Consider the following 25,843-nt stretch of genomic DNA (forward strand, 5'->3'; position numbering starts at 1 on the left):
CATGCACTTGAACACGGGACCACACAAGACACCTCCGATTGCCAGGTTGACAGAAAGCTGACAATGTATCATATCCGAAAAGCTGAGTATGTATCATATTATTCAGCGCTAGGAGAAAGACCGGCAAAGCCGGCGTCCCAGGGAGGCAATTTTGGGAGAGGCTATCAGCCAGTGGAGCAATTGGTCGGGCTATGTCACGGCCACGCCGCAGGCTTTTGCCGAACCGCAGAGTCTCGATGAGCTGAGTGGTGCCATTCGCAACGCGCCGGGACCAGTTCGATTCGCTGGCACGGGCCATTCCTTCACGCCTCTGGTTAAGAATGACGGGACGATCCTGTCGCTTGATCGCTTCGAGGGCCTGACGTCGCACGATCCCGAAAGGCTGACAGCACGGGTCGGCGCCGGCACCAAGATCGGCGCGCTGGCAAAGCTGTTGCACGGCGTCGGCCAGGCGCTGCCGAACATGGGCGACATCGACAAGCAGGCGTTCGGCGGGGCGCTGGGCACCGCCACCCACGGCTCGGGCATCACGCTCGGCGCTTACCATACCCAGCTCGAGGCGATGCAGATCGTCGACGGGCGTGGCGCCGTGAAAGAGTTCGACCGTGCCAAGAGCCCCGACATGATCGAAGCCATGGGCGCTTCGCTCGGCGCTTTCGGCGCCGTCACCGAAGTGACGATCCGCAACGTGGCGAGTTACCGGATGCGGCACCGCCGCTGGACGGCGCCGATTGCCGATGTGCTTGCGCAATTCGAAAGCACCATGACGGCGCATCGTTCGGCCGAGTTCTACTATGTGCCGTTTTCCGGCCAGGCGCTGCTGATTGCCAGCGACATCACCGAGGCGCCGGCGACGGTGCGTCCGCCGACGGAAGACGACGATGCGGTGACGACGCTGAGAAAACTGCGCGACTATCTCAGCTGGCTCCCTTGGCTGCGCCGCCGTCTCATCGGCTCGGCCTTCGCCAAGGTGCCGGCCGAGGATTATGTCGAGGAGTGGCTGAAGGTCTTCACCTCCGAGCGCAACGTCAAGTTCAACGAGATGGAATACCACCTGCCGTTCGAGGAAGGGGCGCCCGCACTCAGCGAAATCATTGCGCTGCTCGAGACGCGGTTTCCAGAGGTCTATTTTCCGATGGAGGTGCGCGTCGTCGCGCCCGACAATGTCTGGCTCAGCCCCTTCTACAAGCGCCCAACCTGTTCCATCGCCATCCATCACGGCGTCGAGCGCGATCCGATGGCGTTCTTCAACGCCGCCGAGCCGATCTTCAGGAAGCGCGGCGGCCGCCCGCATTGGGGCAAGATGCACAGCCTGACATCAAGGGAATTGAGCGCGCTCTATCCGCGCTGGAACGATGCGATGGCGGTCCGCCGCGAGATGGACCCGGACAACCGCTTCGTGTCGCCCTATATTGCCAGGCTGCTCGGCGTCGCGGCATGAGCTTGACCGACACCTATTTCGCGGAAATGTCGGGCGCGCTCAGGGCAGCCGGGATCTTTCAGCCTTGCCTGGTGCTCGATCTCGACCGGCTCGATCACAACATCGCTGCGATCAAGGCGAAGTTCGCCACGGGCCTCGATCTGCGCCTCGTCGACAAGTCGCTGCCATGCCTGCCGCTGATCGACCATATCCGCGCTGCGTTTGCGACCGACAGGCTGATGACCTTTCATCTGCCGATCAGCGCCGAGATGCTGAAAGTGTTTCCCCAAGTCGATCTCCTGTTGGGCAAGCCGATGCCGGTTGCCGGCGCCAGGCACGCGCTGACGAAGGGCGTTCTCGCCGGGCTCGGCGAAGCTACGTCGCGCATCGTCTGGCTGATCGATACCGAGGAGCGGCTGGCCGCCTATGGCTCGCTTGCCGCCGAGCTCGACCGCGAGCTGCGCGTCTGCTTCGAGGTCGATGTCGGCCTTCATCGCGGCGGTATCAGCGATCCCGACTCACTGGCCCGGGCAGTTTCCGCGTTGGCGAATTACCCGCGGCTGAAATGCGAAGGCGTCATGGCCTACGAGGCGCATATCGGCCATATCCCCAAACTGCTGGGAGGACCGGCCAAGGCGCGCGTCAAGGCGATCAGCCTGTTTCGCCAGTATGTCGCTTGCCTTGCCGCCGACCAGCGCAAGATCCTCAATCTTGGCGGCAGCAGCACCGCATTGCTCTATGACAGCTGGGTCGGCGCCAATGAATTGTCCATCGGATCGGCTTTTATGCTGCCGACCGATTTCGATGTGCCGAGCCTCAGCCAATTGCGGCCTGCCGCATTCATCGCGACGCCGATCCTGAAGGTGGTCGATGTCCAGGTGCCGGGCCTCGACCAGCGCTCCTGGCTGCTGCAGAAGCTCGGGCTGTTGCCGCGGCGCGGCTGTTTTCTCTATGGCGGAAAATGGATGGCGAAGCCCGTCCATCCCGTGGGGATGAAGACCGACAAGACGTTCGGCTTTTCGACCAATCAGCAATTCATGGCGCTGCCCGACAACGTCAATGTCGGGCCTGACGACTACGCCTTCCTGCGTCCGACCCAGAGCGAATTCGTGCTACAGCAGTTCGGTTCGATCCAGGTCTATTCCGGCGGGAAATTCGTCGAGCAATGGGCCGCACTGCCGTTTTCGTAGAGCAATTCCAGGAAAAGTGTGAAGCGGTTCCGTCCGGAGTTGCGTCAAACAAAGAGACCGAAGTGGAGGAGGATAGGATGGTCGCCAAGGCAGTCAAAACTCAGCCCGTGCAGCCTGAATGGGCAGCCGAACTCGACCTCGCCCTCACCGATCTCGACGCCAGGAAGGACGACTGGGCGCAGACCTCGAATGGCGAGCGGATCGCCTTGCTGCGGCAGGTCAAGGATCACATCCGCGAGGTCGCCGAGGCGTGGGTCAAAACCGCGACGCGCAAGAAGGGCATCCCGACCGGCTCGCCGCTGGAAGGCGAAGAATGGCTGGCTGGCCCGGCGGCGCTGATGGATGGCTGCAACCAGTTCATCCACACGCTCAGCCTGATGGAGGGCAAGAAGTTTCTCGACAGACTGCCGGTCCGCACCTTGCCTAGCGGACAGGTGGCGGTAACGGTGGTTCCGAATTCGCTCTGGGACAAGGTGTTGTTCACCGGGCTGAAGGCCGAGATCTGGATGCAGCCCGGCGTGACCAAGGCGAACCTCGCCGCAAACACCGCATCGGCCTATGACGCGCCGCGCACCAGCCGCAAGGGCAAGATCGGCCTCGTGCTCGGCGCCGGCAATGTCGCCTCGATCGCGCCGCTCGACTGCCTGCACAAGCTTTTGGTCGAGCACCAGGTGGTTCTGCTCAAGATGAACCCGGTCAACGACTATCTGATCGACTTCCTGCGGCCGGCGCTGCGGCCGCTGATCGAATTCGGAGCGCTGCGCATCGTGCGCGGTGGCGCCGATGTCGGCGCGTATCTGTGCAACCACGATCTCGTCGACGACATCCACATCACCGGTGCCGCCGCCTCGCATGACGCGATCGTCTGGGGGCCTGGCGAGGAGGGCCGCAAGAACAAGGCGGCGGGCACGCCGCGCAACAGCCGGCGTATCACCTCGGAGCTTGGCGGCGTGGCACCCACCATCGTGGTGCCCGGTCCGTGGTCGGATGCCGATATCACCTACCACGCCGAACTGATCGCTACCCAAAAGCTCAACAATTCCGGTTTCAACTGCATCGCCTGCCAAATGCTCGTGTTGCCCGAAGGCTGGGGCAAATCCGATGCGCTTTTGGCAGCACTCGAAAAGGTGATGCAGAAAGCCCCGTCGCGCCCGGCCTATTATCCCGGCGCGACCGAGCGCCTCGCCGCCTTCGAGGCGCACGCCGACACGGCACAAAAATTCGAGCGGCCTGGCGGGCCCGCCTGCGTTGTGGTGCCGTTCCGGCCGGGCACGGACGCCTATCTCGAAAATGCCGAGGTGTTCGCGCCGGCGCTCAGCGTCATGCGGCTGCCGGCGGGCAATGCGGAATCCTATCTGCGCGCCGCTGTCGCCTACGCCAATGAAAAGCTGCACGGCACGCTTGCCGCCAACATCCTCATCCATCCCAGGACGATCGCCGAGATCGGCCGGCAGCGCTTCGAGGAAATCATTGCCGAACTGCGCTATGGCGGCATCGGCATCAATTCCTGGAGCGGCGTTCTGTTCGCGCTGCTGCGCCCGACCTGGGGTGCTTTCCCTGGCCACACGCTCGACGATGTGCAGAGCGGCATCGGCGTCGTCCACAACACCTATTTGTTCGACAGACCGGAGCGCAGCGTGCTCGAAGCGCCGTTCCGCATCATGCCGAAGCCGGCCTGGTTCCTGACCCACAAAAGGGCACACATGGTCGGCCGCCTGATCACCGAGTTCAACTACCGGCCGAGCTTCCTGAAGCTGCCGCGCATCATCTGGAACGCGCTGCGCGGCTAGCAACGAGCATCCGATGTCAAAAACAACAAGCCGGGACAGGAGTTACGACAATGGCTGACACGGATGCAATCATCGTCGGCGGCGGGCTGGCCGGCCTGGCCGCAGCCGCGGAACTCGGCGATGCCGGAAAGCGCGTGATCATCGTCGAGCAAGAGGGTGGCGGTTTTCTCGGCGGCCAGGCATTCTGGTCGCTCGGCGGCCTGTTTTTGGTCAACACGCCCGAGCAGCGCCGCCTGCGCATCAAGGACAGCCGCGACCTCGCCTGGCAGGATTGGCTGGGTTCTGCCCAGTTCGACCGGCCCGAGGACCATTGGCCAAGGAAAGTGGCGGAAGCCTATGTCGATTTCGCCGCCGGCGAGATGCGGCCGTGGCTCTACGCCATGGGCATGCGCTGGTGGCCGGTGGTCGGCTGGGCCGAGCGCGGCGGCGCGCTGGCCAATGGCCACGGCAATTCAGTGCCGCGCTTCCACCTGACATGGGGCACTGGGCCGGGCGTGGTCGCGCCGTTCGAAAGGCGCGTGCGCGAGCACGTCGCCAAAGGGCTGATCACTTTGAAATTCCGTCATCAGGTCAGCCGGCTGATCAAGACCAACGGCGCGGTCACCGGCGTCGCGGGCGAAATCCTGGAGGCATCCGATGTCGAGCGCGGCAAGCAGTCGAGCCGCACGGCCGTCGGCGATTTCGACCTTTCGGCCGGTGTCGTGATCGTCACCTCGGGCGGCATCGGCGGCAATCATGAGTTGGTTCGCAAGGTTTGGCCGGTCGGGCGGCTGGGGCCAGCGCCGAAGCGTATGGTTGCCGGCGTGCCGCACCATGTCGACGGCCGCATGGTGGCGATCACCCAGGACGCCGGCGGGGCCGTCATCAACGCCGACCGCATGTGGCACTATGTCGAGGGGATCAAGAACTGGAATCCGATCTGGCCGAACCACGGCATCCGCATCCTGTCGGCGCCGTCGCCGCTATGGTTCGATGCTCTGGGACAACGCATGGAGGCGCCGTTCTTCCCGAGCTTCGATTCGCTCGGCACCTTGAAGCGTATCCTGTCGACGGGACACGATTATTCCTGGTTCGTGCTGAGCAAGACGATCGCTTCGAAGGAGTTCGTGCTGTCGGGTTCGGAGCAAAACCTAGACTTTACGGCCAAGGATTGGCGGGCCGTGCTGAAGAACCGGCGCGGCGGCAAGGCGCCACCATCGGTGGCAGCGTTCCTGGAAAAGGGCGAGGACTTCGTCGTCCGCGACAACCTGGCCGACTTGGTCGCCGGCATGAACGCGCTGTCAGGCGACAATCTGCTCGACTACGACCGGCTCAAGGCGCAGATCGTGGCGCGCGATCGCGAGGTCGACCATGCCTATACCAAGGATGCGCAGGTCACAGCCGTCCGCGGCGCCCGCAACTACATTGGCGACAAGATCTTCCGGGTGACCAAGCCGCACAAGATACTCGATCCCAGGCACGGGCCGCTGATCGCGGTGCGCCTCAACATCCTGACGCGCAAAACGCTTGGCGGCCTGCACACCAATCTCAATTCGCAGGTTCTCGACGGCAATGGCGAACCCATTGCCGGGCTCTATGCGGCAGGCGAGGTGGCCGGCGGCGGTGGCGGCGGCTATCACGGCTACAATGCGCTGGAAGGGACATTTCTCGGCAGCTGCATCTTCTCCGGCAGGAACGCAGGCCGGCACGCCGCGGGCAGGTGACGCGGCTGGCGGGCCAAGAAAAGGTCGATGAGAACAGGACATCCGCCATGTTCCATGGATAGCGACTGCTTTCGATCGCTTGCGGCAACCCAGGCGGTCAGCGAGTTGCGGCTTGCCGGCGCCGACGGTTCCCATGCGCTGGTGCTCGGCGCTGCGGCCCATCAGAGGCCTGCGTTACGCTGGCGCCACCGCGAAATCGAACCCGAGGTCCTGAAGGCCTGGCCGCAAGGTCGGCCGAGCTACCACTCGGCGAAGGAGCCGTCCTTGTGACGCCAGACCGGGTTGCGCCAGCGGTGGCCTTCCTTGGCGCGTTCCTTGACGTAGTCCTCGTCGATTTCGACGCCGAGGCCGGGACCATCGGGGATTGCGACATAGCCATCCTCGTAGCGGAAGACGTCCTTGTTGGCGGCATAGTCGAGCAAATCGTTTGCGGCGTTGTAGTGGATGCCGAGGCTCTGTTCCTGGATGAAGCAGTTGTAGCTGACGGCATCGAGCTGCAGGCAGGCGGCAAGCGCGATCGGCCCGAGCGGGCAGTGTGGCGCCACCGCAATGTCATAGGCCTCGGCCATCGCCGCGATCTTGCGGCATTCGGTGATGCCGCCGGCATGCGACAGGTCCGGCTGGATGATATCGACGGCGCCTTGCTCGAACACCGACTTGAAATCCCAGCGGCTGTAAAGACGCTCGCCGAGCGCGATCGGCGTCGAGCCCAGCGCTGCGATCTCCTTCAGCGCCTCGCGGTTTTCGCTGAGCACCGGCTCCTCGATGAACATCAGCCGGTAGGGTTCGAGCTCCTTGACCAGCATGCGCGCCATCGGCCGGTGGACGCGGCCGTGGAAATCGACGGCGATGCCAATGTTGGACCCAACGGCCTCGCGCACCATGGCGACTCGTTCGACAGCCGCATCTATTCTGTCATGGCTGTCGACGATCTGCAGTTCCTCGGTGCCATTCATCTTCAGCGCCTGAAAACCGCGCGCCACCACTTCCCTGGCGCCATCAGCCACTTCCGCCGGCCGGTCGCCGCCGATCCAGGAATAGACCTTGATGCTGTCGCGCAGCTTGCCGCCGAGCAGTTCGTGCACAGGCACGCCGAGCGCCTTGCCCTTGATGTCCCACAGCGCCTGGTCGATGCCGGCAATGGCGCTCATCAGGATCGGCCCGCCGCGGTAGAAGCCGCCGCGATGCATCACCGTCCAATGGTCCTCGATCAGGCGCGGGTCCTTGCCGATCAGATAATCGCCAAGTTCCTTGACCGCTGCCTCGACCGTCAGCGCACGGCCTTCGACGACAGGCTCGCCCCAGCCGGTGACGCCGGCATCGGTCTCGATCTTCAGGAACAGCCAGCGCGGCGGGACGATGTAGGTGGTGAGCGAGATGATTTTCATGCTGGTCTCAGTTGTTCTTGAGTTTCTTGGCGCTGACCAGGTCGCGCGCCGCAAGGTCGAGGATCCGGCCTGCCGCCGCACGCGCCGCCGCGGCATCGCGCATGCGCAGTGCCTCCACCACCTCACGGTGCGCCGCCACTGCTTCCATGCGCCGGGCGAGCGAAATGGTCGCCGTTGCTTCAAGCGAGAATTTCAGCCCGGTGTCGATCAGATTGCCGATCTGGCGGAAGATCGGGTTGTGGCTCGCGGCATAGACGATCTGGTGGAAAGTGATGTCCGAGCGCGAGAAGGCGGCGAGATCCTCGCCGGCATTGGCCATGCCGCGCCAGGCGGCTTCGAGATCGGCGATCTCCTGCAGCGTCGCACGAGTCGCCGCCAGTTCAGCTACCAGCGGCTCGATGGCGCGGCGCGTCTCGAGGATGGCGTCGAACAATTTGTCGTCCAGCGCATGCGGCGCGTGCCAGGCCAGCACCTGCGGGTCGATGATGTTCCAGTTGTCCTGTTCACATACAACCGTGCCGATGCGCGGCCGCGACAGCACCAGCCCCTTGGCGGCCAGCACCTTCAAGGCCTCGCGGATGACGGTGCGGCTCACGCCATATTCGACGCCGAGCTCGTTTTCGGTCGGCAGGGACGAGCCGGCGGGATAACGTCCGGAAAAGATGTCGGAGGCAAGCGCCTTGGTCACATCGGGCATGACGCGCGGGCGGCGGGTGTCGCCTGATGCCTTCTTCGAAGTTTCGGTCACCTCAGCCCTCCTCCAAGGCGGCGAAACCACTGATCTCGCGTCCCCGGCCTTACCGGATGCGGATGATTTGCGCCAGCGATCCCTGGTCAGAGCATGTAGCTCAATTATCATACCAGATCAATTGACGGGTATGATAAAAAGAATTAGAGACTCTGCATCCGGGCTGAGCGCCCGGCCATCGCTGGGAGGTAATCATGCGACTTCTGAAGACCGCGCTCGTCGCGGGCGCGCTTGCCGTGCTGTCCGTCACGACCATCGCAGCATATGCTCAGGACACCAAGATAGGTTTTATCGTCAAACAGCCCGAGGAGCCGTGGTTCCAGGACGAATGGAAGTTCGCCGACCAGGCCGCCAAGGAGAAGGGTTTTACCCTGGTCAAGATCGGCGCCGAGGACGGTGAGAAGCTGATGTCGGCGATCGACAATCTCGGCGCGCAGGGCGCGCAAGGCTTCATCGTCTGCACACCTGATGTGAAACTCGGCCCCGGCATCGTCGCCAAGGCCGCCGCAAACAATCTCAAGCTGATGACCGTTGACGACCGTCTGGTCGGCGCAGACGGCAAGGCGCTGGAAGACGTGCCGCATATGGGCATTTCGGCGACCAAGATCGGCGAGGCCGTCGGCCAGGCGATCGTCGACGAAATGAAGGCGCGCGGCTGGAAGGCCGACGAGGTCGGCGCCATCCGCGTCTCCTATGATCAGTTGCCGACCGCCGTTGACCGGGTCGAAGGCGCCATCTCGGTGCTCAAGGCCAACGGCTTCAAGGCCGAGAACATCTTCGACGCGCCTCAGGCCAAGACCGACACCGAGGCTGCACTGAATGCGGCGACGGTGGTGCTCAACGCCCATGCCGACATCAAGAAGTGGGTCTCCTTCGGCCTCAACGACGAAGCCGTGCTCGGCGCCGTGCGCGCTTCCGAAAGCGTCGGCATCCCGGCCGAAAACGTGATCGGCGTCGGCATTGGCGGCGCGGATTCGGCGATCAACGAGTTCAAGAAGCCGACCGCCACCGGCTTCGTCGGCACGGTGATCATCTCGCCGAAGCGTCACGGCTACGAGACTGCGCTCAACATGTATGACTGGGTCGCCAACAACAAGGAACCCGAGAAGCTCATCCTGACCGCCGGTGCGCTGGCCAAGCGCGACGACTACCAGACGGTCCGCAAGGGTCTCGGCATCGAATAATCCTCCCTGTACAAACAGGCGGCGGCTCACAGTCGCCGCCTGTTTGGCATGGCAAAAGGATAGGCGCCCCATGTCCTTTCTCGACTTCTCGGAAATCACCAAGACCTATCCGGGCGTCAAGGCGCTGTCGGACGTCTCGTTCGGCGTCGACAAGGGCGCCGTGCACGGCCTGATGGGCGAGAACGGCGCCGGCAAATCCACGCTGATCAAGATCCTGTCCGGCGACCAGCATGCCGATGACGGCGAGATCCTCATCGACGGCAAGATGCAAGCCTATGCAACGACGCGAGATGCCTTCGACAATGGCGTCATCGTCATCCACCAGGAACTGCAGCTGGTTCCCGAGCTCACTGTTGCCGAAAACCTCAGCCTCGGCCGCTTCCCCGCCAACGCCGGCATCATCGCCCGTGCCAGGATGCTGGACGATGTTGGCGCCAAGCTGAAATCAGCCGGCATCGACATCGATATCAGCCGCAAGGTCAAGACGCTGTCGATCGGCGAGCGCCAGATGGTCGAGATCGCCAAGGCGATCATGCTCGACGCGCGCGTCATCGCTCTGGACGAGCCGACCTCGTCATTGTCGTCGCGCGAAAGCGAAATCCTGTTTGCCCTGATCGACCGCCTGCGCGGCGAGGGCAAGGTCATCATCTATGTCTCGCACCGGCTGGACGAAGTGTTCCGCCTCTGCGACAGCCTGACCGTGCTGCGCGACGGCAAGCTCGCGGCGCACCATGCGTCGCTGAAAAACGTCACACGCGACCAGGTCGTCGCCGAAATGGTCGGCCGCGAAATCTCCGATATCTGGGGGTTTCGCCCACGCCCGGCCGGCGATGTCCGGCTGAAGGTCGACGCTGTTTGCGGAGTAAAACTGACGACGCCCGCCAGCTTCGAGGCGAGGGCGGGCGAGATCGTCGGCTTCTTCGGCCTGATCGGCGCGGGGCGCTCGGAACTGATGCGGCTGGTGTTCGGCGCCGACCCGCGCTCAGGTGGCACCATTACCGTTGATGGCAAGGTCGTGCATGCCACCGATCCGCATGACGCGATCCGCGCCGGGATCGTTTTGTGCTCGGAAGACCGCAAGCATGACGGCATCATCCAGGGCCGCTCGATCGAGGAGAACATCAACATCTCGTCGCGGCGTCATCACACACGCTTCGGAATCCTGAACCGCGCTAGCGAGATCGCCACCGCCGAGACCTTCATTAACAAGCTCAAGGTGCGCACGCCGTCGCGCAAGCAGGACATCATCAACCTCTCCGGTGGCAACCAGCAGAAGGTCATTCTCGGCCGCTGGCTGTCGGAGCAGGGCGTGCGCGTGCTTATCGTCGACGAGCCGACACGCGGTATCGATGTCGGCGCCAAAGCGGAAATCTACGAACTGCTCTACCAGCTTGCCGAAGACGGCATGGCGATCGTCGTCGTCTCGTCCGAACTGCCGGAAGTGATGGGCATTTGCGACCGCATCCTGGTGATGTGCGGCGGGCGCATCAGCGCCGAACTCGCGCGCGACCAGTTCGCCGAAAAAGCGATCCTGGCCGCCGCTCTTCCCGATCAGAAAACCCCCGACGCGATCGCATCCTGAGGATCTTTGCCATGACCGATCAGTTGAAGAAGATCCTGCTCGGCGAACAGGGCCTCGTCGTGATCTTCATCGTCGCCTTCGCGCTGGTGTCGCTGCTGGTGCCGAATTTTCTGACCGACCGCAACATGCTCGGCCTGCTGCAATCGGTGGTCACCGTCGGCATCGTCGCCTGCACGATGATGTTCTGCCTCGCCGCGCGCGACTTCGACCTCTCGGTCGGTTCGATCGTTGCTTTCGCCGGCATGGTCGCGGTGATGGCGTCGAACTATACCGGATCGATCATCCTCGGGCTTCTTGCGGCAATCGCCTGCGGCGCCTTCGTCGGCTTCATCAACGGCGTCGTCATCGCCAAGTTCCGCATCAACGCGCTGATCACGACGCTTGCTACCATGCAGATCGTGCGCGGCCTTGCGCTGATCGCATCCGATGGCCGCGCCGTCGGCATCAACAGCCCGGATTTCTACCAACTGGCGCTGTCGAAGCTGTTCGGCATTCCGACGCCGGTCTGGGTCCTGGCCGTGCTGTTCTGCATCTTCGGTTTTGTCCTCAATCGTACCGTGTTCGGCAAGAACACGCTGGCCATCGGCGGTAACCCGGAGGCTTCGCGCCTGGCCGGCGTCAATGTCGACTGGACGCGCATCTGGATCTTTGCGCTGCAAGGCGTGGTTTGCGGCATCGCCGGCATCCTTTTGGCCTCGCGCATCACGTCGGGCCAGCCCAATGCGGCGGTCGGGCTTGAACTCTCGGTCATCTCGGCCTGCGTGCTCGGCGGCGTCTCGCTTGCCGGCGGCCGCGCCACCATGTCGGGCGTCATCGTCGGCGTGCTGATCATGGGCATCGCCGAAAACGCCATGAACCTGCTCAACATCCCGGCGTTCTACCAATACATTGTGCGCGGCGTGATCCTGCTGCTTGCCGTTTTGCTCGACAATCTGCGTTCGTCGGCACTGGGCCGGCGCTGATCCGTCTTCCAGTGGAGTGACAGCCATGGCTGAGCGCCTGTCCGGCAAACGCATCTTCCTCACCGGCGCCGCGCAAGGCATCGGGCTTGCCATCGCCGAGGCCTGCCTGGCCGAAGGGGCAAAACTGTTCCTGGTCGATCGCGACGGCGCGCTGCTGGACAAAACGGTCGCCGGCCTTGCCGCACCGCAGGGCCATGTCGGACATACCGCAGCCGACATCAGCGACGGGGCCGCGATTGCCGCTGCCGTCAGCCGGGCGACCGACGCGATCGGGCCGATCAACGCGCTGATCAACAATGCCGGGATGAATGTGTTCTCGACGCCGCTCGAGGCGACCGAGGAGGAGTGGAATCGCAATTTCGATGTCAACGTCAAAGGCGCCTGGAACTGCGCCAAGGCGGTGCTGCCGGCAATGATCGCAAATGGCGGTGGCGCGATCCTCAACATCGCCTCGACGCACAGCTTCACCATCATCCCTCATACCTTCCCCTATCCCGTGGCCAAGCACGCGCTGCTTGGGCTGACCAAGTCGCTGGCGCTGGAATATGCCGGGCAGGGCGTGCGCGTGAACGCGCTGGCGCCCGGTTATGTCGAGACGCAGAAGGCGACCGACTATTGGAACAGTTTTGCCGATCCGGTTGCGGCGCGCGCCAAGACGCTGGCGCTGCATCCCGGCGGCCGCATCGCCTCGGCGCGCGAGATCGCGCTGGCCGCTGTGTTCATGATTTCTGAGGAGTGCCCGTTCATGAACGCGGCGACCCTCGTCGTCGATGGCGGGCTCAGCCAGCTACAGCATCCCGCCTGAACGCTGGAGAGGCTCTATTTCTACCGCATCGACCGCCGGCCTAATGGAGCAAGCAGTCGCGATCAGAAACGCTCGCGATAGGCGCGCGGATTGGTGCCCAGCACGCGCAGAAAGCCGCGCCGCATGGTTTCTTCCGAGCCGAAACCGCAGCGGCGGGCCGTCTGGTTGACGGGCTGGCCCCGCTCCAGCATCCGCCGCGCCGCCTCGATCCGGATCTCCTCGATCGCGCGGGCAGGTGTCCGGCCGGTGGCCTCGCGATAGCGCCGCGAGAAGCTGCGCGGGCTCATATTGGCGTGGTCGGCCAACTGCGTGAGCGACAGGTCACCGGCCAGATTTTCGAGGATCCAGCCATGCAGCCGGTCGAAGCGCCCGTCGCCTTGCTGCAGCTTGAGGGTCTGGCTGAATTGCGCCTGGCCACCGGGACGTTTCAGGAAGACCACCAACTCGCGCGCCACGCCGAGCGCCGTGTGCCGGCCAAGGTCGGCCTCGACGAGGGAGAGGGCGAGATCGATCCCCGCCGTTACGCCGGCGGATGTCCAGACATTGCCGTCGCGGATGAAGATCGGATCGGGTTCGAGCCGGACCGCGGGAAAGCGCCGGGCGAACTCCGCGCAGCGTCCCCAATGGGTCACCGCGCGGCGGCCGTCGAGCAGGCCAGCCGTCGCCAGCAGCATGGCGCCGCTGCAGACGGAAGCGGTTCGGGTGGCATCGCGCGAGCGACCGGCGATCCACTGGACCAGCACGGGATCGTCGCAGGCCGCGTTGACGCCCCATCCTCCGGGGACAAGCAGCGTGTCGATCTTACCTCCGTGGGTTGGCAGCACTGCTGCCTCCAGCACGAGACCGGCCGATGTCCGGATGCGCGGTGAGGCGGCGACGACCACGACCTCGTAAGGAGCCGGTTCGCCGGCCTGCCTTTTGAAATCATTGGCGCTGGCAAAGACCTGCAGCGGTCCGCTGACGTCGAGGAGCTGGATGTCGGGATAGGCAAGTACTTCGATACGGCGCATTGGTTTGGCCCGAAGCGAGGGATGAATGGCAATCGTGCCAAACCATGATGCCGTAGATTGCCGGAAGTCAACCCACGGAGATTTCCATGCCCCTTCGTTTCGGCATCCTCGTATTCCCCGACGTCCAACAACTCGACCTCACCGGCCCATACGAAGTCCTGGCATCGGCCAAGGATGCCGAGGTGGAACTGATCTGGAAGGATCGCAACCCGGTGACGTCATCGACGCGCCTCTCGCTGACGCCAACCGCGACCTTTGACGATTGCCGGCCCCTCGACGCGCTGTGCATTCCTGGCGGGGGCGGGGTCAACGCGCTGCTGGAGGACCAGACAGTCCTCGATTTCGTGTGGGAGCGCGCGGGGCAGGTGCGCTACATCACCTCCGTTTGCAGCGGTGCCCTGGTGCTTGGGGCGGCCGGACTGCTGAGGGGCAAGCGCGCGACCACGCACTGGTATGCGCATGATTTCCTTGAGGAGTTCGGAGCGATCCCGGTCGACGAGCGTATCGTCGAAGACGGCAAGCTCATCACCGCCGGCGGCGTCACTTCGGGGATCGACTTCGGCCTGACGCTGGTTGCGAGGCTGCTTGGACAGGAGGAGGCCGAGATCGTGCAGCTCTCGCTCGAATACGCCCCGGCTCCTCCCTTTCGGTCCGGCACGCCCGCCGAGGCGTCGCCTGCGGTGCTGGCGCAGGCAAAAAAGCGCCTCTCTGGTTCGAGGCGGGTTCGCGAGGCAATCTTCGCTCGCTGGCGCGAGGCTCGCGCCGCCGCTGCGCCGGCGCGCATCCACGGCTGAAGCAGCAAGGCCGAAGGTGCATCCCCTGGCCCTTCGGCCTTGCTGCGTTTCCACTGTTGACAGGTCCCTTCGTCTGTGCAGAAATTGGTTGGACCATTGAACCACTTCGGTAATAGCCCCGGTGACCGAATTCAGCCTTCCGCCGATCCAGACGACGGCCCGCGACGACGCGGTGCTGAAGGCGTTGGCCGGCTTCGTCATGCGCGAGAAGCTGGAACCCGGTGAGAGGCTGCCGACCGAACGCATCCTCGCTGAGCGTCTGAAGGTCAGCCGCAACACGGTGCGCGAGGCGCTGACGCGCTGGGAAGGGCTTGGCCTGGTCGAGCGCCGGCAGGGCTCGGGCACCTATCTCAAGGCCGCCGTCTCGCTCGACATGCTGCACATGCCGCTGACGCTTGCCGGCGGCAATGATTTCACCGGCCTGATGCGCACGCTGGAAATCCGCCGCGCGCTGGAAGCGGAAGCCGCCGCCCTTTGCGCCATTCGTGCCGACAAGGACGACCTCGCCGAGATCGAGCGCAAGCTCGACATCATGGAGGAAGAGTTTCTCAGCCGCGCCGGCATGTCGTCGGAAGAGGACTGGGAATTCCATCAGGCGATCTACCGCGCCTGCGGCAATCCGCTGTTCGAGCAGATTATCGCCGCCATGCACGAACTGTTCCACCGCTTCTGGGAACATCCGCTCGGCGTGCGCGATTTCGGCCACGCAAGCTTTCCCTACCACCGCACCATGTTCGACTGCATCGCCGCGCACGATCCGGAAGGCGCCCGGGCCGAAGCGCTGAAGCTGATCGCCACGGTCGAGGACGATTTGAAGCGCGGCGCCGCCAACCTCAAACTTTCGGTCCGCACATGAACGAGCACAGCTTCGACCCAGGCATTTCCGGCAGCGACTATCTCGCCGACGCGGCGACGCTTCTGGCGCATGACGACCCGTTCCCCGGCAATGCGGTGGTGCCGCCGATCTACCAGACCTCGCTGTTCACCTTCGCCAGCTATGCCGACATGGCCGACACCTTTGCCGGGCGCAGGAAACAGCCGATCTATTCGCGCGGCGACAATCCGACGGTGATGGAATTCGAGTCGCGCGTCGCAGCGCTTGAAGGTGCTGAAGCCGCACGTGGTTTTTCGAGCGGCATGGCTGCGATCAGCGCGACGTTGCTGGCTTTCGTCGGCGCAGGCGAACGCATCCTTGCGGTGCGCAATTGCTATGGCGACGCCTACCGACTGTTCGAGCGGCTGTTTCCGCGCCTGCATATCAAGGTCGACTATGTCGACGGCTCCGATCCGGATGCGGTGGCCGCGGCACTTCCCGGTGCGAAACTGCTCTACCTGGAAAGCCCGACCTCGATGATGTTCGAGCTGCAGGATCTCGAACATCTGACGCGGCTGGCGAAAGAGCAGGGCATCGTCACCACAATCGACAATTCCTGGGCGACGCCGGTGTTCCAGAAGCCGATCCTGCACGGCGTGGATCTGGTGCTGCATTCCGCCTCGAAATATCTCGGCGGCCACAGCGATACCGTCGCCGGCGTGGTGGCCGGCTCGGCCGCCCATATCAAGCACATCAACGACCAGACCTACTCGCAGCTTGGCGCAAAGCTGTCGCCCTTCGAGGGCTGGCTGCTGTTGCGCGGCCTGCGCACGCTGCCGCTGAGACTGCCGCATCACATGAAGAGCGGGCTCATCATCGCCGAGCGCTTGAAGGCGCATGACAAGGTCGAGCGGGTCAATCATCCCGCCTATTCCAACCATCCCGGCAAGAAGACGCTTGCCGGCTATGCCGGGCTGTTCTCCTTCGAGGTGACGGAGGATGTCGACATTCCCGCTTTCGTCGATGCGCTGAAATTTTTCCGCATCGGCGTCAGCTGGGGCGGTCATGAAAGCCTCGTCGTGCCGGCAAAGGCCTCGCTCGAGCAGACACCGGGTCTCAATTCGATGGCGCGCTTCGGCGTCAGCCCCCGAACCATCCGCTTCAATGTCGGATTGGAAAGCGTCGAAGACCTCTGGGCCGACATCGGCCAGGCCTTCGACAAAGCAAAAAAATGACTGGGTTCAAAATGGGAGTTCTGAACATGAAACGACTGAGCATCATGCTTGCCACCGCTGCCGGCCTGGCGATGTCCGCCAGCGGCGCATTGGCCGACACCACCCTCAAGCTGGTCGAGGTCATCACCAGCCCGCAGCGCACCGAATTCCTGAAGAAGCAGATCGCCGAGTTCGAGGCCGCCAATGCCGGCGTCAAGGTCGAGGTGGTCTCGCTGCCCTGGGGGCAGGCCTTCGAGAAATTCCTCACCATGGTGCAGGCCGGCGATACGCCCGACATCGTCGAGATGCCGGAGCGCTGGATGGGCCTGTACGCCACCAACGGCCAGCTCGAGGATCTCGGCCCTTACATGGCCAAATGGGACGACGCCAAGACGCTGGGCGACCGCGCCAAGCAATTCGGCTCGACCGTCAACAACACCCAGTTCATGATCCCGTACGGCTACTATGTGAATGCGCTGTTCTGGAACAAGAAGCTGTTCAAGGAGGCCGGTCTCGACGGCCCGCCGGCGACGCTCGACGACTTCATCGCCGATTCCAAGAAGATCTCCGCCATTCCGGGCAAGTACGGCTACTGCCTGCGCGGTGGCCCGGGCGCCTTCAACGGCATGCACATGTTCATGAACATCGCCGCTGGCAAGGGCGGCTACTTCAACGAGGACGGCACCTCGACCATCAACGAGGAGGGCTCGGTCAAGGGCCTGCAGATGCTGGCCGACATGTACAAGGACGGGCTGGCGCCCAAGGATGCGGTGAGCTGGGGCTTTAACGAGACCGTCACCGGCTTCTATTCCGGCACCTGCGCCATGCTCAACCAGGATCCGGATGCGCTGATCGGCATTGCCGACAAGATGAGTGCCGACGATTTTGCCGTGGCGCCGCTGCCTGTGGGGCCAAGCGGCAAATCCTATCCGACGCTGGGCTATGCCGGCTGGGCGATGTTCGCCAATTCGCAGCACAAGGACGATGCCTGGAAGCTGATGGCGACGCTGTTGTCGCCCAAGGACAATCTCGAATGGGCCAAGGAAGTCGGCGTCGTGCCGATCCACAATGGCGCCGACCAGGATGCCCACTTCAAGACCGAGCAGTTCAAAGGCTGGTTCACCGAACTCAGCGACACTTCCAAATATGAAATGGTGACGCCGCCGACACATCTGGAGAACCTCGGCAATTTCGTCGACCAGGTGGCGATCAAGAATTTCCAGGAAGTGCTGCTCGGCCAGAAGTCGGCCAAGGACGTCGCCGATCAATGGGCCGCGTTCCTGACCAAGGAGCAGCAGGACTGGCTGGCCAAGAACAAGAAGTAGTTCTTCTTCCTTCTCCCGTTTACGGGGAGAAGGTGGCCCGAATGCATGTCGCCCAAAAGTGCGTAGCGGTTTTGGGACAACGACATGCACAGACAGGCCCGGATGAGGGGCAGCGCGAGCACCCCAAGGCTGGCGCCGCCCCTCATCTGCCTGCCGGCATCTTCTCCCCGTGAACGGGGAGAAGGGTGCTGTTGCCGCTGTCGGCACCCACCCATGACTGTTGAGCGCTAATGACCTATGCCGTGTCCGAAATACGATCCGCAGGCCGGCCGCGAAAGAAGCGGCTGACGCATGCGGCCATCGAGCCCTGGCTTTATCTCAGCCCGGCGATCGTTCTGCTGGTCGTGGTGCTGCTGGTGCCGCTGATCATCGGCATCAGCTATTCGTTCCGGAAGTTCTCCGCCTTCAAATCCGAATATGTCGGCCTTGGCCAATATCAGGCGATGCTGACCGACCAGGTGCTGGGGCAGGCGCTGGTCAACACGCTCTGGTGGACCGTCGCCAGCCTGTTCTTCCAGTTCTTCCTCGGCCTGGGTCTGGCGTTGCTGCTCGACAAACCGTTTGTCGGGCGCAAGTTCGTGCAGGCGGTGGTGTTCCTGCCCTGGGCGGTGCCATCCTTCCTGTCGGGCCTGACCTGGGCGTGGCTGTTCAATCCGATCATCGGACCACTGCCGCATTGGCTCTTCACGCTCGGGCTGAAGGCCGAGCCGACCAATGTGCTGTCCGATCCGGCGACCGCCATGTGGGGGCCGATCATCGCCAACATCTGGTTCGGCATTCCGTTCTTCGCCATCACGCTGCTGGCGGCGCTGAAGTCGATCCCGTCGGAACTGCATGAGGCGGCCGCAATCGACGGCGCTTCGCCTTGGCAGCGCTTCACCAAGGTGACGCTGCCGTTCCTGGCGCCGACCATCGTCATCACCGTCATGCTGCGTACGATCTGGATCGCCACCTTCGCCGATCTGATCTTCGTCATGACCGAGGGCGGGCCGGCCGGCTCGACCAGCACGGTGCCGGTCTACATCTATGTCAGCGCCTTCAAGTCGCTGGACAAGGGCTATGCCTCCGCGGTGGCGGTGCTGCTACTGGTACTGCTCATCGCCTATGCGATCGCGCTGATCGCCATCCGCCGGTTGCTGGTGAGGCACGTCTGATGATTGCCGGACGCTCCACCTCCTCGCGCATCTTCAGCGGCGTCGGCCTCTACGCGGCGATTGCCGCCTATATGATCTTCGCCCTGTTCCCGATCTTCTGGACGCTGAAGATTTCGGTGACGCCGGAGCGGCTGCTCTATTCCGAGGGCATCACGCTGTGGCCGTCGCAGACGACCTTCCGCAACTTCATCACTGTCCTGGAAGCCTCTGATTTCCCCCGCTATTTCCTCAACAGCGTCATCGTCTCGGTGTCGACCGCGGCGCTCGTCACGGTCATCGCCACCCTCGCCGGCTACGCCATGTCGCGCTTCACCTTTCGCGGCAAGGCGACACTGGCGATCATGCTTTTGCTGACGCAAACCTTCCCGCTGGTGATGGTCATTCCGCCGATCTACCGCGTCATGGGCGAGCTTGGCCTGACCAACAGTCTGGTTGGTCTGATCATCATCTACACCGCCTTCAACACCGCCTTCGCCACCTTTCTAATGCAGTCCTTCTTCGACGGCATTCCGAAGGATCTGGAGGAAGCGGCGATGATCGACGGCTGCACGCGGGCGCAGGCGATGCGCAAGGTGATCGTGCCGCTGACCTTGCCCGGCATGGGCGCCACGCTCGGCTTCGTCTTCACCGCCGCCTGGAGCGAATTGCTGTTCGCGCTGATGCTGATCTCCAGCGACGACCAGAAGACCTTTGCCGTCGGCCTGCTCACCTATATCGGCAAGTTCGCCGTGGACTGGGGGCAGATGATGGCGGCGTCGATCCTGGCGCTGATCCCGGTCTGCATCTTCTTCGCCTTCCTGCAACGCTATCTCGTCACCGGCCTCACCGCCGGCGCGGTCAAAGGATAATCGATGGCTTCCGTCACGCTGCAAAACGTCGAGAAGGACTACGGTTCGCTGCGCATCCTGCACGGCGTCGACCTCGAGATCGCCGATGGCGAGTTCGTCGTGCTGGTCGGCCCGTCCGGCTGCGGCAAGTCGACCCTTTTGCGCATGATTGCCGGGCTGGAGGAAGTGTCGGGCGGCGAGATCCATATCGGCGATCGGCTGGTCAACGATGTCGCGCCGAAGGACCGCGATATTGCCATGGTGTTCCAGTCCTACGCGCTCTATCCGCACATGGATGTGTCGTCGAATATGGGCTTCAGCCTGCTGTTGAAGAAGGCGGAGAAGACGAGGATCGACGGCAGGGTAGGGGCGGCGGCCAAGCGCCTCGGCCTCGACAGTTTCCTCGGACGTCTGCCCAGGCAACTGTCCGGCGGCCAGCGCCAGCGCGTCGCCATGGGCCGCGCCATCGTGCGCGATCCCAAAGTGTTCCTGTTCGACGAACCGCTCAGCAATCTCGACGCCAAATTGCGCGTCCATATGCGCGCCGAGATCAAGGCGCTGCACCAGCAGCTCAAGACCACATCGGTCTATGTCACCCACGACCAGATCGAAGCCATGACTATGGCCGACCGCATCGTCGTCATGCATGACGGTTACGTCCAGCAGGTCGGCCATCCGCTCGAACTCTACGATCGGCCGATCAACACCTTCGTCGCCGGCTTCATCGGCTCGCCCGGCATGAACTTTTTTCCGGCGACAGTGGCCAAGGGCGGCAAGGTGGACGCGGTGCTGGCCGACGGCCAGAAGCTGAGATTGCCTGATGGCTTGCCATTGAAGGATGGCGATGTGCTCACCGTCGGGCTACGGCCGGAGCACATCCAGCTTGCCGACGATGGTCCGCTCAGGGCAGAGGTCGAGGTGGTCGAGCCGCTCGGCCTGTCGACGCAGTTCTATGTCCGGCTCGCCAACCAGCTGGTTTGTGTCTTCGTCATGGGACGCAGCACTATCCGGCCTGGCGATAAGGTGCGGCTGTCTGCCGATCCGGCGGCGCTGCATCTGTTCGATCCCGCAAGCGGCAACCGCATCGGGTAATCCTATCGAAGGCTGCCCAGGCTGGCATACATGCCGGTGGTACGGAACTGCGTCGGGTTGATGCCGTAGAGCCGGCGGAAGACTTTCGAGAAATAGTTGGCGTCCTCGAAGCCGCACAGGATGGCGACCTCCTTGACCGGCAGGAAATCGGCTTTGGTTAGCAGCTTCGCCGCCCGCTGCAGCCGCTGCTGCAGCACGAACTCGGCTGGCGGAACGCCTTCGCTCTCGGCGAAGCAGCGCGAGAAATGGGCGCGGCTGAGGCCGCTGATCTGGACGAGCTCGGCCACGGGCAAGGGCTTGTCGAGATTGGCGTTGATATGATCGATGACCGGCTGCATGATGCTCTGTTTCTCAGTGAAGGCGTGCGAGCCGAAGACATCGTCGTAAAGCGCCATCGCCGCCTCATAGGCGATTGCCGAAGCAGCGCCAGGCGAAGCGCCGCCCTTGATCAGGCGCAGGCTGCAATCGGCGAGATGATCGATCGTCTCCGGCTGCAGCCGAAACACCGGGCCGGAGACGCTGAGTATGGATTTGTGGACGCGCAGCGCCTCCTCGCCATTCATCGAGATCCAGAAATATTCCCAGCGGTCGCCCTTCTCCAGCCAGTAGCGATGGTTGTGTGGCACCAGCACCAGCAGCGTGTCGTTGGCCTGCAGGCGGTAGTTGCGGTTCTCGTAGCGCAGCTGGCCGGTGCCGCTGATCGTGTGCTGCAGCACGGTGAACGGTGTCTGGCCGCGCTTGCGCCCATCCCAGTCATAGGTCACGCCCTCGCGTACTTCATAGCCGGTGCTGGTCGGCATGGCATGCAGGCGCTGGCGGCCGCGCGGCAGCGAAATGGTGCGCATCAACTGTCCGTTGGCGATCAGATCATGCAGCACAAAATTACCCTCGAAAGCATAATCGTTCTCTGGCCGCGCCCTGGAATAACGGCATAATCCAAATCCTGAGAACGCGAAAGACCCGCGGTCGAGGAGCGGGCGGGGAGGAGAACGAGCCGGAATTCCGGCTCGAATGGCATGCGCGCCAAGGCGGGCCGCCATTCCCTTTCCTGTTGCTCCTTACCCGGCATTCGAATGGATCGAGGTGAAGGTGATGAGTTTCAAAATCGCTATTATCGGCGCGGGCAGCGTCGGCTTCACCAAGAAGCTGTTCACCGACATTTTGTGCATCCCGGAATTCAGCGACATCGAATTCGCGCTGACCGATCTCAGCGAACACAATCTGCAAATGATCAAGGCGATCCTCGACCGCATCGTCGAGGCCAACAAGCTGCCGACCAGGGTGACGGCGACGACCGACCGCCGCAAGGCGCTGGAAGGCGCGCGGTACGTCATCAGCTGCGTCCGGGTGGGCGGGCTCGAAGCCTATGCCGACGATATCCGCATTCCCTTGAAATACGGCATCGACCAGTGCGTCGGTGACACGATTTGCGCCGGGGGCATCCTCTACGGCCAGCGCAACATCCCGGTCATCCTCGACTTCTGCAAGGACATATTGGAGGTCGCCGAGCCAGGCGCCAAATTCCTCAACTATGCCAACCCGATGGCGATGAACACCTGGGCGGCGATCGAATATGGCAAGGTCGATACGGTCGGCCTCTGCCACGGTGTCCAGCACGGCGCCGAACAGATCGCCGAAGTGCTCGGCGCCAAGTCGCACAGCGAACTCGATTATGTCTGCTCCGGTATCAACCACCAGACCTGGTTCATCGATTTGCGGCTCAACGGCCGCAAGATCGGCAAGGACGAACTGGTGGCTGCCTTCGAGGCGCATCCGGTCTATTCGCAGCAGGAAAAGCTGCGCATCGACGTGCTGAAGCGCTTTGGCGTCTACTCCACCGAAAGCAACGGTCATCTCTCCGAATATCTGCCCTGGTATCGCAAGCGGCCGGACGAAATCACCCGCTGGATCGACATGTCCGACTGGATCCATGGCGAGACCGGCGGCTATCTTCGCTACTCCACGGAAACCCGCAACTGGTTCGAGACGGAATATCCGCAATTCCTCGAAGCGGCGTCGAAGCCGCTCGACGTATCGAAGCGCTCGAACGAGCATGCCAGCCATATTCTCGAAGCGCTGGAGACGAACCGCGTCTATCGCGGCCACTTCAACGTCAAGAACACCGGCATCATCACCAATCTGCCGCAGGACGCGATCATCGAATCGCCCGGTTTCGTCGATCGCTTCGGCATCAACATGGCGTCAGGCATCACGCTGCCGGAAGCCTGCGCGGCCACCTGCATGGCTTCGATCAACGTTCAGCGCATGTCGGTGCATGCGGCTGTTACGGGCGACATTGACCTGCTCAAGCTCGCGGTGCTGCACGATCCGCTGGTGGGTGCGGTGTCGACGCCGGAAGAGGTCTGGCAGATGGTCGACGAGATGGTCGTCGCCCAGGCGCGTTGGCTGCCGCAATACGCCGATGCCGTGCCGGCCGCCAAGGAGCGGCTTTCGAAATCGATGGTGAAAACCCGCGACTGGGCGGGTGCGGCGCGGCGCAAAGTGCGCTCGATCGAGGAACTGCGCGCCGAAAAAACGGCCCTGAAACAGGCCGGCTGAGAATGCTGGCAGGCGGACAGCGGGAGGCCGGTTCGCCAATCAGCCATCATGAATAGATGCGGGCAGCAGCAGACGTCGAAACATCTGGGAGGAACACAATGAGGAACTTTCGTGGAATTGGCATTCTCGCCGGGCGAAGAATTGGCATTCTCGCCGGGCTGGCGCTGAGCGTCTCGGCATTGGCGCTTGGCAGTGCATACGCGTCCGAGCCGACCACGCCGCCGGCGCCGGCGGCGTTTCCCGCCGAGGGCAAAATCAAATACGTCGCCCGCGATTCCATCCTGGAGTTCAAGGCGCTGCCCGAATATCACGAGCCCGAGTGGGTCACCGAGAAATACGTCAAGACTGGCAAGCTGCCGCCGGTCAAGGATCGCCTGCCGAAGGAGCCGCTGGTGTTCAAGACCGGCAACATGCCGGACGGCATCGGCGTTTATGGCGACACCATGCGCCACGTCATTGGCGGCCGGCCGGAAGGCTGGAATTATGGCGCCGGCCAGACCCAAGGATGGGGCGGCATCGACATCGGCCTTTCGGAATGCCTGACGCGCACCGCGCCTTTGTTCCAGGTCGAGGCCAAGGACACCGAGCCGCTGCCCAACCTCGCCAGGAGCTGGGACTGGTCGAAGGATGGCCACACGCTGACCATGCACCTGGTCGAAGGCGCCAAATGGTCTGACGGCGTTGCCTTCAATGCCGACGATGTCATGTTCTACTGGGACGATGAGGTCGTCGACCCCAATGTCTCGCCGTTGAACGGCGCCACAGCGGAAACCTTCGGTGTCGGCACGACGCTGAAGAAGGTCGACGACTACACCGTCGAGTGGACCTTCAAGGACGCTTTCCCCAAACAGTATCTCTACGCCATGGCCTACGGCACCTTCTGCCCCGGCCCGGCGCATATCCTGAAGCCGCAGCATCCGAAGTACTCGAAGAATACCTACGAGCAGTTCAAGAACGCGTTCCCGCCGGAATATATGAACATTCCGGTGATGGGTGCCTGGGTGCCGGTGGAGTATAGGCCCGACGACATCATCGTCTTGCGCCGCAATCCCTACTACTGGAAGGTCGACGAGAAGGGCAACCAGCTGCCCTATCTCAACGAACTGCACTACAAGCTGTCGACCTGGGCCGACCGCGACGTGCAGGCGGTGGCAGGGGCCGCCGACTTCTCCAACCTCGAGCAGCCGGAGAATTTCGTCGCTTCGCTGAAGCGAGCGGCGGACAAGGACGCGCCGGCCCGGCTCGCCTTTGGCCCGCGCCTGATCGGCTACAATCTGCGCATGAACTTTTCCGCCAATGGCTGGGGCAATCCCGACGAACGCGGCCAGGCGATCCGCGAGCTCAATCGCAATGAGGACTTCCGCAAGGGCATCACCATGGCGCTCGACCGCAAGGCGCTCGGCGACTCGCTGGTCAAGGGGCCGTTCACCGCCATCTACCCCGGTGGCTTTTCCTCGGGCACCAGCTTCTATGACCGCAACTCGACCGTCTACTATCCCTTCGACATCGAGGGCGCCAAGGCGGAACTGGCCAAGGCTGGTCTCAAGGATACGGATGGCGACGGCTTCGTGAACTTCCCGGCCGGGACCGCCGGCGGCAAGAATGTCGAGATCGTGATGCTGGTCAACAATGACTACGGCACTGACAAGAGCCTCGCCGAAGGCGTCGTCGGCCAGATGGAAAAGCTTGGCATCAGGGTCGTGCTCAACGGCCTCAACGGCACCCAGCGTGATGCCTCGCAATATTCCGGCCGCTTCGACTGGCTGATCAGGCGCAACGAGCAGGAGCTGACTTCCGTCGTGCAGAATACCGTGCAACTCGCGCCCGTCGGACCCAAGACCAGCTGGGATCACCGCGCGCCCGAAAGCGGCGTGGTCGACCTGATGCCGTTCGAAAAGGAGCTTGTCGACATCGTCAACAAGTTCGTCTCCTCGTCAGACAATGACGAGCGCGCCAGCCTGATGAAGACGTTCCAGAAGATCTCGACGGAGCATGTCTACAATATCGGACTGACCGAATATCCCGGCGCCCTGATCATCAACAAGCGCTTCTCCAACATCCCGCAGGGAACGCCGATCTTCATGTTCAACTGGGCCGAGGATTCGATCGTGCGCGAACGCGTCTTCGTCGCCGCCGACAAGCAGCAGAAATACGAACTCTTTCCCGACCAGCTTCCCGGCAAGCCCGGCGACAAGGGTCCGACGAACTGAGTTTCCTCCCCTGGCTGACGCCCGCCCGCACTGCGCGCGGACAGGACGGAGTAAGGTCAGCGGCAACAGATT

The 25,843-nt window shown here is 63.1% G+C and carries 21 protein-coding genes; 17 read left to right on the top strand and 4 right to left on the bottom strand.

Annotation, left to right across the window (positions count from 1 at the left end; all coding sequences use genetic code 11):
• Window positions 1-151: 151 nt before the first annotated feature.
• The 4 genes from NKI35_RS06210 (at window position 152) to NKI35_RS06225 (ending at window position 6,103) form a co-directional block, all read left to right on the top strand.
• Window positions 152-1,441, top strand: coding sequence for a D-arabinono-1,4-lactone oxidase (locus NKI35_RS06210; RefSeq protein WP_352597086.1), 1,290 nt, complete (start codon window positions 152-154; stop codon window positions 1,439-1,441).
• Window positions 1,438-2,610: an alanine racemase gene (locus NKI35_RS06215; protein WP_023702123.1), complete on the top strand. Its 1,173-nt coding sequence runs from the start codon at window positions 1,438-1,440 to the stop codon at window positions 2,608-2,610. Before NKI35_RS06210 ends, NKI35_RS06215 begins: the two co-directional genes overlap by 4 nt.
• Before the next feature lie 77 nt (window positions 2,611-2,687).
• Window positions 2,688-4,400 carry an aldehyde dehydrogenase family protein gene (locus tag NKI35_RS06220; protein WP_023826421.1) on the top strand — a complete coding sequence of 571 codons (1,713 nt, stop codon included), beginning with the start codon at window positions 2,688-2,690 and terminating at the stop codon, window positions 4,398-4,400.
• A 50-nt stretch (window positions 4,401-4,450) separates the two neighbouring features.
• On the top strand, window positions 4,451-6,103 hold the full coding sequence (locus tag NKI35_RS06225) for an FAD-binding dehydrogenase (RefSeq protein WP_023826422.1): 1,653 nt from the start codon (window positions 4,451-4,453) through the stop codon (window positions 6,101-6,103).
• 239 nt (window positions 6,104-6,342) lie between these two features.
• Here the strand turns inward: NKI35_RS06225 and dgoD are convergent, their stop codons facing one another.
• Entirely contained in the window at window positions 6,343-7,491 is a 1,149-nt protein-coding gene (gene dgoD, locus NKI35_RS06230; RefSeq protein ID WP_023714596.1) for a galactonate dehydratase, read from the bottom strand.
• 7 nt (window positions 7,492-7,498) lie between these two features.
• Entirely contained in the window at window positions 7,499-8,188 is a 690-nt protein-coding gene (locus tag NKI35_RS06235) for a FadR/GntR family transcriptional regulator (protein WP_245259915.1), read from the bottom strand.
• 245 nt (window positions 8,189-8,433) lie between these two features.
• Here NKI35_RS06235 and NKI35_RS06240 point away from each other — a divergent pair, with 245 nt between their 5' ends.
• The 4 genes from NKI35_RS06240 to NKI35_RS06255 all read left to right on the top strand — a co-directional run bounded on the left by NKI35_RS06240 (window position 8,434) and on the right by NKI35_RS06255 (window position 12,772).
• Window positions 8,434-9,423, top strand: a complete 990-nt coding sequence (locus tag NKI35_RS06240) for an arabinose ABC transporter substrate-binding protein (protein WP_023668118.1) — start codon at window positions 8,434-8,436, stop codon at window positions 9,421-9,423.
• Between the two features lie 70 nt (window positions 9,424-9,493).
• Complete coding sequence (gene araG, locus NKI35_RS06245; protein ID WP_352673008.1) at window positions 9,494-11,005, top strand: L-arabinose ABC transporter ATP-binding protein AraG; 1,512 nt, start codon at window positions 9,494-9,496, stop codon at window positions 11,003-11,005.
• An 11-nt stretch (window positions 11,006-11,016) separates the two neighbouring features.
• Window positions 11,017-11,967 carry an L-arabinose ABC transporter permease AraH gene (gene araH / locus NKI35_RS06250; RefSeq protein ID WP_023815856.1) on the top strand — a complete coding sequence of 317 codons (951 nt, stop codon included), beginning with the start codon at window positions 11,017-11,019 and terminating at the stop codon, window positions 11,965-11,967.
• A gap of 25 nt (window positions 11,968-11,992) precedes the next feature.
• Window positions 11,993-12,772 (top strand): SDR family oxidoreductase, encoded by a 780-nt coding sequence (locus tag NKI35_RS06255; RefSeq protein ID WP_023739508.1) that lies wholly within the window; start codon window positions 11,993-11,995, stop codon window positions 12,770-12,772.
• Between the two features lie 62 nt (window positions 12,773-12,834).
• Here the strand turns inward: NKI35_RS06255 and NKI35_RS06260 are convergent, their stop codons facing one another.
• The gene (locus tag NKI35_RS06260) at window positions 12,835-13,782 is read right to left on the bottom strand and encodes a GlxA family transcriptional regulator (protein WP_023685300.1); all 948 of its coding nucleotides are present in this window, start codon (window positions 13,780-13,782) and stop codon (window positions 12,835-12,837) included.
• A gap of 86 nt (window positions 13,783-13,868) precedes the next feature.
• On the opposite strand from NKI35_RS06260, the gene NKI35_RS06265 reads away from it, so the two are divergent.
• The 7 genes from NKI35_RS06265 (at window position 13,869) to NKI35_RS06295 (ending at window position 21,002) form a co-directional block, all read left to right on the top strand.
• Entirely contained in the window at window positions 13,869-14,576 is a 708-nt protein-coding gene (locus tag NKI35_RS06265) for a DJ-1/PfpI family protein (RefSeq protein WP_352739091.1), read from the top strand.
• Window positions 14,577-14,697: 121 nt separating this feature from the next.
• Window positions 14,698-15,432, top strand: a complete 735-nt coding sequence (locus tag NKI35_RS06270; protein ID WP_023668124.1) for a FadR/GntR family transcriptional regulator — start codon at window positions 14,698-14,700, stop codon at window positions 15,430-15,432.
• A complete protein-coding gene (locus NKI35_RS06275) occupies window positions 15,429-16,625 on the top strand; it encodes a PLP-dependent transferase (protein WP_352739094.1) in 1,197 nt (398 codons plus the stop codon). Before NKI35_RS06270 ends, NKI35_RS06275 begins: the two co-directional genes overlap by 4 nt.
• A 26-nt stretch (window positions 16,626-16,651) precedes the next feature.
• A complete protein-coding gene (locus NKI35_RS06280) occupies window positions 16,652-17,929 on the top strand; it encodes an ABC transporter substrate-binding protein (RefSeq protein WP_023685297.1) in 1,278 nt (425 codons plus the stop codon).
• A gap of 230 nt (window positions 17,930-18,159) precedes the next feature.
• Window positions 18,160-19,083, top strand: a complete 924-nt coding sequence (locus tag NKI35_RS06285; RefSeq protein ID WP_023685296.1) for a carbohydrate ABC transporter permease — start codon at window positions 18,160-18,162, stop codon at window positions 19,081-19,083.
• Window positions 19,083-19,931, top strand: a complete 849-nt coding sequence (locus NKI35_RS06290; RefSeq protein ID WP_023691354.1) for a carbohydrate ABC transporter permease — start codon at window positions 19,083-19,085, stop codon at window positions 19,929-19,931. Before NKI35_RS06285 ends, NKI35_RS06290 begins: the two co-directional genes overlap by 1 nt.
• A gap of 3 nt (window positions 19,932-19,934) precedes the next feature.
• Window positions 19,935-21,002: an ABC transporter ATP-binding protein gene (locus NKI35_RS06295; RefSeq protein ID WP_023691353.1), complete on the top strand. Its 1,068-nt coding sequence runs from the start codon at window positions 19,935-19,937 to the stop codon at window positions 21,000-21,002.
• Window positions 21,003-21,004: 2 nt separating this feature from the next.
• Here the strand turns inward: NKI35_RS06295 and NKI35_RS06300 are convergent, their stop codons facing one another.
• Window positions 21,005-21,847: an AraC family ligand binding domain-containing protein gene (locus NKI35_RS06300; RefSeq protein WP_502897125.1), complete on the bottom strand. Its 843-nt coding sequence runs from the start codon at window positions 21,845-21,847 to the stop codon at window positions 21,005-21,007.
• 247 nt (window positions 21,848-22,094) lie between these two features.
• Here NKI35_RS06300 and NKI35_RS06305 point away from each other — a divergent pair, with 247 nt between their 5' ends.
• Entirely contained in the window at window positions 22,095-23,561 is a 1,467-nt protein-coding gene (locus NKI35_RS06305; protein ID WP_031197811.1) for an alpha-glucosidase/alpha-galactosidase, read from the top strand.
• Window positions 23,562-23,659: 98 nt separating this feature from the next.
• Window positions 23,660-25,771 (top strand): ABC transporter substrate-binding protein, encoded by a 2,112-nt coding sequence (locus NKI35_RS06310; RefSeq protein WP_023725460.1) that lies wholly within the window; start codon window positions 23,660-23,662, stop codon window positions 25,769-25,771.
• Window positions 25,772-25,843 lie beyond the last annotated feature (72 nt).

Source organism: Mesorhizobium sp. M0676, from assembly GCF_040320535.1.
Taxonomy (GTDB): domain Bacteria; phylum Pseudomonadota; class Alphaproteobacteria; order Rhizobiales; family Rhizobiaceae; genus Mesorhizobium.

What these genes read in the sequence shown, in the direction of transcription:
- NKI35_RS06215 (WP_023702123.1), top strand. Translation starts at nt 1,438, where the DNA reads ATGAGCTTGACCGACACCTATTTCGCGGAAATGTCGGGCGCGCTCAGG.
- NKI35_RS06220 (WP_023826421.1), top strand. Translation starts at nt 2,688, where the DNA reads ATGGTCGCCAAGGCAGTCAAAACTCAGCCCGTGCAGCCTGAATGGGCA.
- NKI35_RS06225 (WP_023826422.1), top strand. Translation starts at nt 4,451, where the DNA reads ATGGCTGACACGGATGCAATCATCGTCGGCGGCGGGCTGGCCGGCCTG.
- dgoD (WP_023714596.1), bottom strand. Translation starts at nt 7,491, where the DNA reads ATGAAAATCATCTCGCTCACCACCTACATCGTCCCGCCGCGCTGGCTG.
- NKI35_RS06235 (WP_245259915.1), bottom strand. Translation starts at nt 8,188, where the DNA reads ATGCCCGATGTGACCAAGGCGCTTGCCTCCGACATCTTTTCCGGACGT.
- NKI35_RS06240 (WP_023668118.1), top strand. Translation starts at nt 8,434, where the DNA reads ATGCGACTTCTGAAGACCGCGCTCGTCGCGGGCGCGCTTGCCGTGCTG.
- araG (WP_352673008.1), top strand. Translation starts at nt 9,494, where the DNA reads ATGTCCTTTCTCGACTTCTCGGAAATCACCAAGACCTATCCGGGCGTC.
- araH (WP_023815856.1), top strand. Translation starts at nt 11,017, where the DNA reads ATGACCGATCAGTTGAAGAAGATCCTGCTCGGCGAACAGGGCCTCGTC.
- NKI35_RS06255 (WP_023739508.1), top strand. Translation starts at nt 11,993, where the DNA reads ATGGCTGAGCGCCTGTCCGGCAAACGCATCTTCCTCACCGGCGCCGCG.
- NKI35_RS06260 (WP_023685300.1), bottom strand. Translation starts at nt 13,782, where the DNA reads ATGCGCCGTATCGAAGTACTTGCCTATCCCGACATCCAGCTCCTCGAC.
- NKI35_RS06265 (WP_352739091.1), top strand. Translation starts at nt 13,869, where the DNA reads ATGCCCCTTCGTTTCGGCATCCTCGTATTCCCCGACGTCCAACAACTC.
- NKI35_RS06275 (WP_352739094.1), top strand. Translation starts at nt 15,429, where the DNA reads ATGAACGAGCACAGCTTCGACCCAGGCATTTCCGGCAGCGACTATCTC.
- NKI35_RS06280 (WP_023685297.1), top strand. Translation starts at nt 16,652, where the DNA reads ATGAAACGACTGAGCATCATGCTTGCCACCGCTGCCGGCCTGGCGATG.
- NKI35_RS06285 (WP_023685296.1), top strand. Translation starts at nt 18,160, where the DNA reads ATGACCTATGCCGTGTCCGAAATACGATCCGCAGGCCGGCCGCGAAAG.
- NKI35_RS06290 (WP_023691354.1), top strand. Translation starts at nt 19,083, where the DNA reads ATGATTGCCGGACGCTCCACCTCCTCGCGCATCTTCAGCGGCGTCGGC.
- NKI35_RS06295 (WP_023691353.1), top strand. Translation starts at nt 19,935, where the DNA reads ATGGCTTCCGTCACGCTGCAAAACGTCGAGAAGGACTACGGTTCGCTG.
- NKI35_RS06300 (WP_502897125.1), bottom strand. Translation starts at nt 21,847, where the DNA reads ATGCGCACCATTTCGCTGCCGCGCGGCCGCCAGCGCCTGCATGCCATG.
- NKI35_RS06305 (WP_031197811.1), top strand. Translation starts at nt 22,095, where the DNA reads ATGAGTTTCAAAATCGCTATTATCGGCGCGGGCAGCGTCGGCTTCACC.
- NKI35_RS06310 (WP_023725460.1), top strand. Translation starts at nt 23,660, where the DNA reads ATGAGGAACTTTCGTGGAATTGGCATTCTCGCCGGGCGAAGAATTGGC.